Here is a 13679-nt window from a genome sequence, read left to right on the forward strand (position 1 = left end):
CGCAGATGAGCGAGACCGATCCGCACATCCACGTCGAGCGGACGGTGATGCAGGCCGGTGCCGCCTACCGCAATCTGATCGCGTCGTCGTTGGGCCGCGCGCCCGACGCGCCGGATGTCGTCACCACCGGTTGCGGGCTCCGGGTGCCCTATGCGATGACCTCGACCCGTCCGGAAAGCGTCACCTGCCTCGCCTGCCGGGAACACGCTTACCGGGAGCACCTGCGCTACGCCGAGCAGGTGGAGCGCCTGAGCCGGATGCCCGGCGCGCCCGTCACCGGCGACCAGGCGGCCAAGGCCGCGCAATGGGCTCGGGACCTCGCGAAGAGGTTCTCCGGCGCGTGATCCGCCGCCGTGTACCCGACACCTCCGTCGGGCACGCCGGGGAGACTCCTCGCCGCCCGGCGCCCAGCCGGCCCCCCAGTTCGTCACGCCCGCGCATGGAGATGAGGGAGCTCTCACTACTCGAGGGGTTCGGCGGCTTTGGTCATCGGACCTCCCGTGTCACCGGTGTTGAGCGTGCCGATCGGCTCCACCAGCATGATGGCCGTTTCCTCCTCGGCCACGGGACAGTGCTCGACACCACGGGGCACCACGTAGAGTTCGCCGGGTTCGAGGACGACGTTCCCTTCCCGGAGCTGGATGGTGAGCCGGCCGCTGACGACCACGAACAGCTCGTCGGTCTCCGGGTGGGTGTGCCAGACGAACTCTCCCTTCAGCTTGGCGATCTTGATCTCGTAGTCGTTGAGCCCGGCGATCTTCTTCTGCGTCCACAACTCGTCGATCTGGGAGAGCTTGCCGGCGATGTTGACGGGATTGAGGGCAACGGACATTTGTGGCACCTCTCGCTCGGATGTGCACCGCCCGGATGGGGCGATGGCGGATGTGATGAGCGTGGCCCGGTCCCCTGCCGCCCGTCTTGTACGTTTCTAGCGTGATCGCTCACCACCCGCCGACGATCAGCGCCTGGCGGCCGCCGGTGCCGGGCATCGCCGAGGTCTTCCACGCGCACTTCACCGATCACGCCTACCCGGCCCACACCCACGACACGTGGGACCTGATGATCCTCGATGACGGCGCGGTCGACTTCGGACTGGACCGTCGCCGGCACGCCGCCGCCGACCTCTCCGCCGTTCTGCTCCTGCCGCCCGGTGTCCGGCATGACGGCAGGACCGTCACCGCGGCCGGCTTCCGCAAGCGCGTGCTCTACCTGGACACCACCGTGCTGCCGGAACGCCTCATCGGCAAGGCGGTGGACGCCCCGATCCTCGCCGACCCACTGCTGCGTCACCGGATCCACCGACTGCATGTCGCTGTCGGTCATTCGGGAGAGGTGCTCGAGGCCGAATCACGCCTGTTCCTCGTCGCGGAGAGACTGCGCTTCCACCTTGAGGCGTTCCAGCATCGGGCACCCGGCCGGGAGGCGCACCGGTTGGCCGTCGAGCTGCGTGAACTGCTGGACGCCCGGGTCCGGGCGGGTCTGTCGCTGCGGGAGGCCGCCGCCGTCCTCCACTCTCATCCGACGCACTTGATCCGCTGCTTCACGCAGACGTACGGCCTGCCGCCGCACACCTACCTCACGGGCAAGCGCATAGAACTGGCGCGCAGACTCCTGCTGAGCGGTCAACGGCCGGCCGACGTGGCGACGAGCGTGGGATTCCATGACCAGGCGCATCTGAACCGGCACTTCACCCGGCATGTCGGCATCACACCCGCGCGCTATGCCACCGGTGAGGACCCCTCACGCAGGCGTACCCGTCAGGCGTTTCAACCGCCCCGAATGAACCATCACTAGCCGGATGTCAAATGAAGGTGTGATAATCCCGAATATTGGACATAGATCATCATCGAGGTGAACGCGGTCGATCGGGGTGATGAACACGGCCGGGGGACAGACGCCGGATGCCGCCGGGATGCGGGCGTACGCCGAGGAACTGCGGGCCACGTTCATGCGCCTGCAGGAGGAGGCGCCCGCGCTGCACGAGAAGGCGCGCGCCGTGCAGGTGACGGAGAAGTCGCGTGACGGGCTCGTGGCGGCCACCGTCGGCGCGAACGGCGACCTGATCAGGCTCGACCTCGACCCGCGCATCTATCGGCGGCAGGACGCGCGCGGCCTGGCCGACGCCATCACGCGGACCATCCACGCCGCCGTGGCCAAGGCCCAGGACCGGGTCGTCGAGATCTTCGCGCCGCTCGTCCCCGCCGAGCAGATGAGGGCGCACATCGATGGTGACCTCGACGCCGTGCTCGAACAGATGTCGAGGCAGATGCCGAAGCGGACGACGGAGAGCCCATGAGCGAGCGGAGCGAGCGAATCGATAGGCACAGTGCGATTCGCGAATGCGACCCCGAGCCGCCAGGCGAGGGGGTGGCATGAGCGAGCGGAGCGAGCGAATCAGTAGGCACAGTGCGATTCGCTCATGCGACCCCGAGCCGCCAGGCGAGGGGGTGGCATGAGCGAGCGGAGCGAGCGAATCGATAAGCATAGTGCGATTCGCGAATGCGACCCCGAGCCGCCAGGCGAGGGGGTGGCATGAGCGAGCTGTTTGAGGTGAACTACGTCGACATCCGCCCGCAGCAGCTCGCGAAGGGCCTGTCGCAGTGGCACGCCGCGTCGTCCGACGTGGAGAGCGGCTACGCCGCCACCCTGCGGGAGATCCGGCGGCTCAACGCCGCCGAGCCGTGGGGACACGACACGGCCGGCGCCGCCTTCCGCTCCGCCTACACGCAGGGCGACGGGCCCGACACGGTGATGAAGCAGGGTGAGGAACTCGCCGCGAAGGTGGTCGAGCTCGGCCCGACCGTACGGCGCAGCGCCGAGAACGCCCGCGGGATGGACGAGGAACGGGCCAGAGAGGTGCGCGAGATCCTGAAGCGGGTCTGACGATGACGCACTCCTCCACGACCTCCACGACCGGCACGGGCTCCGGCGCCAAGCCGGCCACGACGAACGGCGACGTCACCTCGAACGGCGACGGGCTGCCCGAGTTCGCCGACGGCGGCGGCTCGGTCGTCGACGTCACCCCCGCCTGGGGCGAGTCGCTGCCCGCCTGGGCCGACGACCTCATCGCCCTGTTCACGGCGGGCCAGACATGGCCGGAGGCGAGCGAGAGCCTGCTGTGGCAGCTCGCCCGGGCCCACCGGTCCGCGACCGTGAGCGTCGTGCAGTCCGTCGATCCGGTGGGAGCCGCCGCCGTCGCCGTGCTCAGCGGGATGCAGGGCCCGTCGATGCAGGCGTTTTTGAACCGGCTCGGCGAGCACTACTCGGAGCAGTCCGGCCTGCTCGGGGTGGCGAACAACCACTTCGCCTATGGCGCGCAGGCCGACAACTTCGCTCGGGAGACCCAGTATTCGAAGCTGTCGGTCAACGTGGTGTTCTGGATCGCGCTGATCGCCACGTTCATCGCGCTCGTCGCCGCCTTCTACTCCGCCGGGGCCTCCACCCGGTTCGTCGGGCCGATCGCCGCCCGCGCCCGGGCCGAGACGGAGAAGATCCTCGAACGGCTCGCCCTCGCGGCCGGCCGCCCCGCTGCGGCCCAGGCGCTCGCCAGAGGGACCGTGCTGGCCTCGGTCCGGGCCGGACTGCTCGGCCGCATCCTCGCCAACCCCCTGGGCAGGGAGCTCGTCGAGGAGATCGGCGAGGAGGTCGCCGGCGACGCCCTCGCCCAGGAAAAACAGCGGAAGTCGGGCACCCGCGACGGCTGGGACTGGAAGAGGACGAGCGCCACCGCCCTGGGCGCGGCGGGCGGCGCGGGCGTCGGCATGCGGGCCGCGCACCCGATCAGCAACCTGGTCAACAGGACGCCCCTGCTCAGAAGGCTGAACACCGACGCCCCCGGCTTCGGCAACGCGTTCAAGCGCTTCCCCGGCCGGGCGCTGACGACCGGCCTGACCAACGTGATCGCCTCCCCGGCCGGGAGCGTCCTCGCCAACGGGTTCGTGTACGGCCAGTGGGAGATGCCCGACGGGGAGTCGCTGCTCGGGGCCGCTCTGTCGGGAGCCGGCCGTACGAACACGATCAGCCCGTTCAACCCGGACGTGATCCAGGCGGTCGTCAGCCCGCGTACGGCCCTGGCCTCGGCGTACGACACCAGCCTGCGCACCGACCTGATCCGCGCCTTCTCGAGCACGTCTCCGGATCCCACCGCCGGGCAGCCTGCAGGCGGCGCTCCGGGTTCCGCGAACACGAACACGGCCGGCGGCGGCCAGACCGCGAGCGGCGGCGGGCCCGCGGGCGCGGGCGGCACGAGCACCGCGTCCGTCGTGGGGCAACCCTCCGGCGGCCCGGCCGCCGCATCGGGTGCCGGTCAGCCGGCCGCCGCGACGCCGAGCGGATCCGCCCAGGCAGCGAGCACCGCGCCGTCCGGCCAGGTGACGGCCGCCGCACCCGGCGGCTCCGGCCAGCCCGCCACCACCGGGCCGTCCCCCGCACAGTCCGGCGCGAGCACGACGAACCCCGGCACAGCCAGTACCGCCAACGCGGGCGCTGCCAACCCCGGTTCGGCCGGCTCAAGCAGCACGACCGGCACAGCCAACACGGCGGGCGCGGTGAACACGGCCGGCGCGGGCAGCGCGGCGGCGGCCAACCCCACTGCTGCCGGTTCCGCGAACACGCCTGCCGCGTCTACACCTGCCACCTCCACCGGGACGCCCACGCCGGCCGTGTCCACGGGGACGCCGTCGTTCGCTTCTCCCTCCGGCGGCACCACGTCATCCGCCGCGGCGTCACCGGCCGTCTCGGCACCGGCGGCGTCCTCGGGGACGACCGGCGGCAGCACTTCCGGAAGCGTCGCCGCGGCGCACGCTTCGGCTCGTACGGCGGTCTCCGATGTGCTGTTCACGATCGCGCCCGACGTGCTCTTCCTGCGCGACGGCCGGGGCGCCAGGCTGACAGGTCCTGACGGAAGCCCGATCCGGTTGTCGGGCGAGGACATGAAGGTCCTCGCGGATCGGCTCACGGCCCGCGCCGCCGAGGGCGTGGGCACGCCTCGGCTCCGCGCGGAGGCGGCCGCCCTGCTGGGGGCCAGGATCGCCGAGGAGAGCCGGGGTCTCCCGGTCGAGGGAGCCCTCGACGCGCTCGCCCGGCTCGCCGACGCGACGCCGGACAGCCGCGCCGCCGCCGTGGAGGTGGCGGGCGAGGTGCTGGAGGACAACCCACGCGGCTGGCGGCCCGACCGGCTGAGCGACGCGGGGGCCGGACTCGTGGAGGAAGCGGCGGCGGTCCCGCCGCACGGACCGGACCACGCCCTTCGCGTCGGCCGCTCCTCCGACGCCGCCGCGGACATCGTCCGCCGCGCCGAGACCCTCGCCGGGATCCCGCCCACCGCCGGCACGAACGGGACGGCCAACCCGGCGAGCGGAGGCCAGGCCGCCGCGGCCTCCTCCGACCCGGGGGCCGCTCCGGCGACGAACTCCGCTCAAACGGCCAACCCGCCGGGGCCATCGACAGCGCCGTCCGGTACGCGGCCGGGACCGCGTACGACCCGGGGGCGTGGCCGGGTGACCGCCCGGCCGATCGCGCGGAGCCTGTTCGTCGCCGACGGCAGACCGCCGCACCTGGCCGACCTGTCGTCGCAGGAGGCGGAGCAGGGCTTCCTGTCGCTCCACGCGTCGGACGTGGCCCCGGACGTGACGGGACTGAGCACAGCCGGCGAGCAGACGGTCGTCGTGGACACGGGCCGGTTCGGCGCGCAGCACTTCCGGTTCGAGATCGGCCGGGTGCGCGACGGCCGCCTCGCCAGGACCAGGGTCCGGTCGGGTACGGCCGCGGACCCCCACGTCGTACGGCTGTCGCCGCGCCTGGCGAACGACATCCTGCCCCGGGTGTGGCTGCACGAGATCAGCGACGTCTTCCAGCGGATGTCCGGCCCCCGGCAGGGCGTGATCCGCTCCTTCCTGGGCCGTACGGCCGAGCCGGACGCCACGGCCTGCGTGACGGCCCGTTATCGGGAGCACGCGCTCTTGGACAGGCAGTGGCGGGCGGCCCCGGCGCAGGAACGCCCCGCCGTCGCGCACGAGATCGAGCAGCTCGGGCGTGAGATCGAGAGGCTCGGGCACGTCGCCCCGGCGCCCCCCTGGTCGGCGCCTCGCCCGCCGTCCGCCGCCTCCCCGACGACGCCCGGCCCCGCGACGCAGACCTCCACCGCGCAGAGCCCGGCCGCGCAGAGCTCCGCCACACAGAGCTCCGCCACACAGAGCCCGACCGCGCCGGATCCGGTGGCGGACCTGCTCGGGCTGGCCCGCACCCAGCGGTCGACGCTGACTGACGCCACTGGCGAACTGCTCAAGGCGGTCAAGGAGAAGATCGACAGCACCAGGGCGGCCAGGGCCGACGCGAAGAAGGCCGAGGAGGCCGCCGAGAAGGCGTCCCGGGAAGAGGACCGCGGCTCCGAGGAACGCCGCCGCAAGGCGCTGGCGGACCGCGACGTCCACCGGGCGAGCGCCGAGCGCGCCCGCCGGAGCAAGGAGGCGTACGCGCGGGCGGTGCGGCGGGCGGTCGAGGCGCGCACGAAGTACGAGACGCTGGAGAACGCCCTGAACGCCCTCCCGGCAGGCCGGAAAGGCACGCTGCCGGCGGAGATCGCCCGGCTGGCCCGGGAGGCGGAGGCCGCCCACACCGCGTACAAGGAGGCGTTCGCGGACGCCCTGCCGTCGTCCGAGGTCCTGTCGGAGGCGACGCCCGCGGGCCGGCTGCCCCACCTCGAACGGCTCACCCAGGTCGTGAACGACATGCTCGAACGCGCCGGGATCGACCACCGCTACGCGCCCGACGAGCTGTCGCACGTGTTGCGGTCGAACTTCAGGTGGCTGGTCTCACAGGACGGCGTCGTGCTGCGGGTGGGCCGCGGCACGCGGGCCGAGCTGCGGTTGCGGCTGAAGGTCTCGGACCTGGTCGAGGTGTTCGGCCATCCGGTGCGGCACTCCCAGTCGATGCTCGGTCAGTTGCCGCAGGGCGGCCGCTCGGCCTCCGCCACCGCCAACCGTTCGGTGCGCGTGGCGCCGAATCTCGACCTGAACGCGCTGAGCAAGCCGTGGCAGGACACCCACTGGCTCGGGATGCTGATGAAGTTCGGCGTGTTCAAGGGCGGCTTCACTGCCGGCAGGAGCGAGTCGTTCAGCGGCAACGCGTCGGATTTCGCGCTGGCCGGTGCGGTGCAGGACAACGCGGGCGAGGCGCTGGTGCTCGACGGGCTCGCCTCGGCGGAAGTGGAGCTGCGCACCGCGACCGGCACCGAAACGGCGCGCGTGGACAGCGGCACGGCCGGCGACGCGCGGAGCCTGCAGGTGTATCTGCCGCACACGCACGCGCAGCGGGGGCCGGCCGAGGTCACCCGGCTTCCGCGAAAGGAGCGGCAGCGCACGCCGTTCCCCGAGCACGCGGTCACCGGGCTGACCGGGCTCCAGGACCTCGCCGACCGCACCGCCGAGCGGGTCGGCCGCCCCGAGGTCGGCGGCATTACCCGCGACCAGATCCTCACGATCCTGACGAAGGAGCTGCCGGCCCGGCTCGGCGAGGCGATCAACGATCCCGAGGGGCTGCGCCGCCCGATCACCGTCAACGGCCGGGTGGTCGGCTATGTGCGGATCAAGACCCGGGTCGTGATGGACACGGCGCGGCCGGTCGGCACGCCGAGCACCAAGCACCGCTTGGAACGGCTGCGCGTGGGGTTCTCGGGCGCGTCGGGCTCGCGCTCGGCCGGCCGGTCCTTCGAAGTCAAGGGCACCGCGGGAGTCCAGTTCCCCGTCGGCGACGGGCACGTGCTCGGCGCCGTCGGTCTCGACGGTTACAAGACCGCCACACCGCGCCTCACGGGCGGGCTCGGTCGCTCCTGGTCGCGGTCGCGGTCGATGAGCGCGGGCGGGACCGCCATCCGGCCGAGCGTGCAGCGCTGGGCGGGCCACACCCAGGCGTACGCGCTGGAGCTCGAGCACACGGTGACCGTGCAGCTGAACACCGACGACGCCCCGCATGCCCCCGTGAGCGGCCGGAGCACGGGCCTGTTCCGCATGCCGGAGCCCCAGGCGTACCGTTACGGCCTTCCCGTCGACCGGTCGGCCGTACGGAAGGACGGCAGGCTCAGGGACGACCCCAAGCCCGGCACGCCGAAGGGCCGCCTGCCCAGGCTGCCCGGCTGGTCGCGCGGCGCGGCGGGCGGCACCACGGGGGCCGGGCCCGCGCTCGTCCAGGCGAGCGACCGGCCGGAAAGCGTCAGGAACTTCGACGAGGCGCGCGCGAAGGTCGAGGCGGTGTTGCGTGCGCGCGGCCTGCTGCCGGACGAGAACGGCCGACTGTCGCGTGACCCGCTGACCCGGGCGAGCCAGATCGCCAACATGATCGAGGTGGCCGAGCAGTTCTCCCCGGCCCGTCTGCAGACCGGCTACGACCAGGCCATGCAGGACGGCATCCTCCTCGACCTGGTGACCCAGGGCATCGGCCGGGCCAGCCGGCACCTCACCGTGCGCATCCGGTTGGAGCAGTCGGGCCAGGAGGAGTTCCTGGGCACCAGCGCCGCCGAGGTCCCGGCCGACCTCGACATCTCGTCGGAGACCTCCGGACGCTCGGTCGGCCGGTCGCGTGGCCGGGCCCGGGACATCGGCCCCGGCCTCGGCCTGGAGACGAAGCCCGGCGAGGCCGGCTCGACCGGCGGTGAGGGGGGCTTCCACTGGAACAAGGGGCGCACGGCCGGCACGACACTCAACGACACGGGCAATCTGGTCACGCTGATAGAGGGCACCTCTCCGGCGGCGGTCTTCGAGGTGCCGCACAAGCTCACCGTGGACCTGATCGAAGACGGGAAGGTCACGCCGCTGGCCCAGAGCGACGACGTGTGGATGCGGGTGCTGCTGCCCTCCGACCTCCTGCCGGAGGACCGGACCGAGCCCTCGCCCAGCCACCCGACGTCCTCCGAGGCGCTGAGCCTGGCCACCCTGCTGCACGTGGACGGGAGCGGCGTGCTCGACGCCCTCCGATCGGTGCTGCCGAAGGCGATGCGGCCGGGTTCGGTGTCGTTCCATCACCTCGCCGAGGCGTTCAACGTGCGCAATCTCATCTCCCACCCGGAGTGGCTGGTCGCCGACCCCGCAAGACCCGCCACGACGTACGGCACCGCCCTGGCCGTTCGCCCGCGCGGCCTGCGTACGCACCGGGCGTCGGCGTGGATCACGGCCCAGCCGGGCGAGTCGACGTTCGTGACCGCGGCCGACCTGGTGATCGGCGACATCAACTTCACGATGGGCGCGCACACCACGCGGATGGAGACCCGCGGCGGACGGTCGGTGGACGCCTCGACCGGTGCGAACGAGGCCCTGCCCGGCCCGTTCGGCGGCAAGGAGGGGGTCGGCGCGTCCGGGGCGGGAAGCACGTCCTCCTCGATCTCGGACACGGCGATCTGGGGCAGGGAACGGCTGGCCATCGACACCGGCAAGCACTACGTGTTCGCGATGAAGGCGGACATCACGGTTTCCGGGGACGAGGCGGGCAACCGGCGGGCCGACGCCGAGCCGCTGCGGGACAAGACGGTCGTCTACTCCCTTCCCGAGCGCGACGCGCTCGACCTGTACGGCAGGGGCGAGGTCAAGCTGCCCCTCGACCAGGTGGCCGACGCGGTGACGCGACTGCTCGACGGCAACCTCCGGCTCGACCCGCGTACGGCGGTGCCGCTGGTCCGCAGATACCTGGCGGACCGGGCGCTGGCGCGGAGGGGCGGCCACCCCCGGTCCGACCTGGAGCAGAAGCACCCTCGCGCCATGCTCACCGAACGGCTCGCCAAGGACTTCCCGATGCGTCTGGCCGCCGAGGGGAACCGGCTCAAGCGGATGCACGAGAGACTGCCGGACCTGGCCAGCCGCGTGGACGTCCCCGACCTCTATCGGGACTCCCTCGGTGAGAGCACGGTGAAGACGGCTCGGCTCACGACCCCGGACGGCACGCCGACCCGCTTGATCGACCAGGTGCTCGACCAGATCGGCAAGGTGGCGCCCGGCGCGCTGAAGCGGGACCCTGTCCTGCTGCGCAGCCTGTTCGGCGACTTCGCCGGCAAACGCTGGTGGGGCAAGATCGACGACATGAGCGGGCCGGAGGGCTTCGTCAAGACGTACTCGCTCAGGATCGGCCCGCACCTCACCGAGGACGTCACGGTCAGGATCAGCGCGGTGCTCCACGGCGACGAGGCGACCTACGGCGGAAACGTCCACAACTTCGGCCAGATACTCCAGGACTACACGTACACGCAGGAGGACCGCGCCGAGTCGTCGGGCAGGACGTTCGGTGGCAACGCGAACGCCGGCGCGGGACAGGACGCCGGCAGTGGCGGCCGCGCGGCCGCCACCGACCGCTCGCACACCGGCACGGCCTTCACCGGCACCCAGCGGACCCGCATCCAGCGTGCGGCGGCGTTCCGCGGCGGGCAACTCGTCGAGCATCCGGTGACCATCACGATCGAGGTCGAACGCACGTCGAGCCGCCTGCGCGGCGCCGTCGCCAAGACCACCGGCGTCCCCCCGTACAGCCACGTCACGCTGGACGGCACCATGGCCCGGGTGCTGCCGGACGGCATGGTGGCCAAGGAGGGTACGGTCGCCGCGCGGCCGCCCGCCCGGCCCGACGTGCGGCGGGTCGTGCCGCCGGAGGTCTTCGTGACCGAGCGGCTCAGGGCCGACGACCTGCTGCGTGCCGTGTTCGACCGGCTCTCCCGGACGGACCTGCTCGGCGGGGCCGCCGCCATGGAGCACTACGCCGAACTGGCCAAGGCGCTCACCGGGAACGGCCTCACGACCCGGCTGGAGCGGATGACCGGCCCCGACGGGCACCGGCTCATCCGGCTGCCCATGCCGGGCAAACCCGGCCAGGTGGTGGACGTGCGGATACACGCCGGCCTCTCCGAGCCCGACCCGGTGGCCCTGGGCCTGAACGACACCGAACTGGGGCAGGTCGACCGCGAGCAGAACACAGCCGGCACGGCCACCGACCGGGGGCAGATGCTGCCGCTCGGCCGCACGTACAGCGGGGGGAGCGCCGTGGGCGCCGGCACCGACCTCGGCGGCGGCGACCAGACCGCGCAGTCGAGCTCGGGCAGCGGCGGCAACCGCGACGAGACCAGCGTGTTCGAGAAGGGCGCCGGGGCCAAGGTGCGGTTCCGGGTCGACTTCGACCTCCGGTTCGAGGTGCGCCAGGTGGCTCGTGACGGCGCGGAGACGGTGCTGCGGACCGTGGGCATCCCGCACGGCACGACCGGCACGGCCCACCTGATCATGTTCCAGCACGCGCTGGAGGAGATGCTGGCACGTCGCGACGCCGGCGCCGCACGGCCGCTGTGGGACTTCTACCGGCAGTGGGCGGCCGCGCCCGGCGTCTTCTTCTCCCACGACACCGTGCGCGCGCTGGCCGCGAGGCGACCGTCGTACGACCCGGCCGCGCCCAGCAGGGCGATGGCCGAGGCGCTCAGAGGACGGACGGGGACGCAGCCGGTGGGCATCATCGCCGACATCGGCCGAACGACTGCGACGGCGCCGGGATCCATGGCGCTCGTGGAGGAGGCGAGGCTGCTCGCCCGCGACCTCGGCGCCGACGTCCACCTCCATCTCAGGCGGCCCGACGGCACCGTCGAGCGCTACCATGCCACGCCCGCGGGCGAACTGTCCGGCGAGCCCTTCGCCGAGGCGCTCGGCTCGGTGCCGCCCGACCTGGTGGCGCTGGCCGAGCGGCACGGCCTCGACCTGCGTGACCTGTACGGCGGGCGGTCCGACGGGTTCGCCGACCGGATCGGCGAACGGCTCGACGCCCTCGGCGTCGCCCGGTCCGCACCGGCCGACCCGGGCTGGCCGGTGCCCGAGACGGCCGCGGACGCCACCTGGGGCGGCAATCCCCTCATCACCGCCCCGCTCGCCGGCAACGTGACGGCCGAGCCCATCCCCAGGACCGCGTTCGTGGCCGACGGCCGGGCCCCGCACCTGCCCGACCTGTCGAACGCCGAGATCCCCGCGGCCGTCGCCGACCTGCGCCCGGCGGACTTCGGCCGGGGCGTCCACGCCGTGACCGCGACGCCGGACGGCACGGTCGTCACCGTCGAGACCGCCCGGTCCGGCACGCAGCGCTTCGTTGTGCTGCCCGAGGACCCCGGTGGCGGACGCCCGGGCCGTACGGAGGTCGCCGCGGGCACCGGCCCGCACGTGATCCGGCTGGCGCCGAGACTGGCCCCCGACGTGGTGGCCCGGGTGCTGCTGCACGAGATCAGCGACACCCTGCAGAAGCAGGCGGCGGCGGAGCAGGGGACGATGCGCCGCTTCCTGAACGCCCTCGACCCCGGCTACGACGCCTGTGCCTCCGCCCGCTACAACGAGCACGCCTACCTGTCGCGCCGGTGGAGGGCGACGACCTCGGACGAGGAGCGGGCGCGGCTGCGGCACGAGATCGAGGCGGTCGCCCGCGACCTCGGCGCGCGGGGCCAGGCGGCGCCTCCGCCGCCGTGGATCACCGTGCCGCCCCAGGCGCCGGTCCTCGACGTGTGGGAGCGGATGCGCAGGCTCAGCAACACCTCCGGCTGGGAGCCGCCGGACGACGAGGACGAGACCGTTCCCGCACCGCAGGACCCGGCGCGGCGACAGGTGAGGAAAGTGTGATGCCGTACTCGATCGCCAGGAGCAGGGACGAGGCGCACCTCTATCTCGACCTGAACCCCTGCGCCTGCGGCTCGGCGGACACCGACTGGGACAGCGGCCTGGCCGGCGTCGAGGGGGAGCTGGTCACCTGTTACGAGGGGCGGTGCGCTGCGTGCGGCGCCGAGCGGGAGCACCTGTTCGGACTCCCGGAACGGGAGGTGACGCCCACGGGCTTCCCGACGTTCGGCGGCGCGGAGCCGTCCGAGCTGCTGGACCCCGGCGAGTGGTTGTGGGTGGCCGACCTGACGGCGGGCAACGTCCCGGAGGGTGGGGAGCGGCAGGCGCTGTCGATCGCGCGGGCCGCGGTCGAGGAAGTGATCAAATTCGTGCCGCCCGGGCAGGACGAGGTGCCCGAGGACGCGTTCTGGTCGGAGCGGGGACGGGCCGTGCGCGCCGCCGAGCCCGGGCGGTTCCGCCTCGACCGGTTGCTCGTCGTACGCGACACCTACCGGGAGCTGGCCGGAGCCTAGAGTAAGGGGAATGGAGCAGGCAGTGCCGATCCCGTACGCGCGGACGCTCGCGGAGGCCCGGCTGTATCTCGCGCTCACCGTGGACGAGGCCGGTCAGGAGGAGCCGCCGGTCGAGGGGCCCGAGGCGTGGACGGTCCGGTCCGGCGGGGTCGAGGTGCTCGTGCCGTACGCGAGCGAGGCGGAGGCCAGGGACGAGGGGGAGCGGTTCGGCGTCGGTCTGTCCGAGCTGATCGACCCCGGCCAGTGGCGGCTCGCCGGCGCCGGATACGCGCGCCGCGCGCTCACCGACGACCTGGAATACACCGAGGAGCCGGGGGACGAGAGGCTCTTCCGGCGGGTGGTGAGCGACTGGGAGGCGGCCAGGGACGCGCTGGTGGAGGCGCTCAAGTTCATTCCGCCCGGCGAGGACGAGGTGCCCGCGGAGGCGTTCTGGACCGAGGCGGGGCTGGCCGCCCGCGAGGCGGAGCCCGCTTGCTTCCTGCGCGGCCGGCTGGCCGAGGACATCGCGTTCTACCAGCAGAATCTGGACGACTTCCGCCACCTCAACGGTTGA

8 protein-coding genes are annotated in these 13679 nt (G+C 72.9%); 7 read left to right on the plus strand and 1 reads right to left on the minus strand.

The genetic code is table 11. The features are described from left to right. Positions 1 to 5 precede the first annotated feature (5 nt). Positions 6 to 344 (plus strand): hypothetical protein, encoded by a 339-nt coding sequence (locus tag IL992_RS06470; RefSeq protein ID WP_193202400.1) that lies wholly within the window; start codon positions 6 to 8, stop codon positions 342 to 344. Between the two features lie 116 nt (positions 345 to 460). Here the strand turns inward: IL992_RS06470 and IL992_RS06475 are convergent, their stop codons facing one another. Next, complete coding sequence (locus tag IL992_RS06475; protein WP_193202401.1) at positions 461 to 832, minus strand: cupin domain-containing protein; 372 nt, start codon at positions 830 to 832, stop codon at positions 461 to 463. 101 nt (positions 833 to 933) lie between these two features. On the opposite strand from IL992_RS06475, the gene IL992_RS06480 reads away from it, so the two are divergent. From IL992_RS06480 to IL992_RS06505, 6 genes are all read left to right on the plus strand, one after another. After that, entirely contained in the window at positions 934 to 1794 is an 861-nt protein-coding gene (locus IL992_RS06480) for a helix-turn-helix transcriptional regulator (RefSeq protein WP_319018381.1), read from the plus strand. 79 nt (positions 1795 to 1873) lie between these two features. Then, positions 1874 to 2296 (plus strand): YbaB/EbfC family nucleoid-associated protein, encoded by a 423-nt coding sequence (locus IL992_RS06485; protein WP_193202402.1) that lies wholly within the window; start codon positions 1874 to 1876, stop codon positions 2294 to 2296. Positions 2297 to 2532: 236 nt separating this feature from the next. Continuing rightward, positions 2533 to 2883, plus strand: a complete 351-nt coding sequence (locus IL992_RS06490) for a hypothetical protein (protein ID WP_193202403.1) — start codon at positions 2533 to 2535, stop codon at positions 2881 to 2883. Between the two features lie 2 nt (positions 2884 to 2885). Then, positions 2886 to 12617 carry a WXG100-like domain-containing protein gene (locus IL992_RS06495; RefSeq protein WP_193202404.1) on the plus strand — a complete coding sequence of 3244 codons (9732 nt, stop codon included), beginning with the start codon at positions 2886 to 2888 and terminating at the stop codon, positions 12615 to 12617. Continuing rightward, entirely contained in the window at positions 12617 to 13126 is a 510-nt protein-coding gene (locus IL992_RS06500) for a hypothetical protein (protein WP_193202405.1), read from the plus strand. The genes IL992_RS06495 and IL992_RS06500 overlap by 1 nt, the downstream gene beginning before the upstream one ends. A gap of 10 nt (positions 13127 to 13136) precedes the next feature. Further along, positions 13137 to 13679: a hypothetical protein gene (locus IL992_RS06505; RefSeq protein WP_226872459.1), complete on the plus strand. Its 543-nt coding sequence runs from the start codon at positions 13137 to 13139 to the stop codon at positions 13677 to 13679.

The sequence above is a fragment of the Microbispora sitophila genome (genome assembly GCF_014892245.1).
In the GTDB taxonomy this organism is placed as follows: domain Bacteria; phylum Actinomycetota; class Actinomycetes; order Streptosporangiales; family Streptosporangiaceae; genus Microbispora; species Microbispora siamensis.

Excerpts from the sequence above, each read along its gene's own strand:
- IL992_RS06470 (WP_193202400.1), top strand. The coding sequence starts at position 6 with ATGAGCGAGACCGATCCGCACATCCACGTCGAGCGGACGGTGATGCAG.
- IL992_RS06475 (WP_193202401.1), bottom strand. The coding sequence starts at position 832 with ATGTCCGTTGCCCTCAATCCCGTCAACATCGCCGGCAAGCTCTCCCAG.
- IL992_RS06485 (WP_193202402.1), top strand. The coding sequence starts at position 1,874 with ATGAACACGGCCGGGGGACAGACGCCGGATGCCGCCGGGATGCGGGCG.
- IL992_RS06490 (WP_193202403.1), top strand. The coding sequence starts at position 2,533 with ATGAGCGAGCTGTTTGAGGTGAACTACGTCGACATCCGCCCGCAGCAG.
- IL992_RS06495 (WP_193202404.1), top strand. The coding sequence starts at position 2,886 with ATGACGCACTCCTCCACGACCTCCACGACCGGCACGGGCTCCGGCGCC.
- IL992_RS06500 (WP_193202405.1), top strand. The coding sequence starts at position 12,617 with ATGCCGTACTCGATCGCCAGGAGCAGGGACGAGGCGCACCTCTATCTC.
- IL992_RS06505 (WP_226872459.1), top strand. The coding sequence starts at position 13,137 with ATGGAGCAGGCAGTGCCGATCCCGTACGCGCGGACGCTCGCGGAGGCC.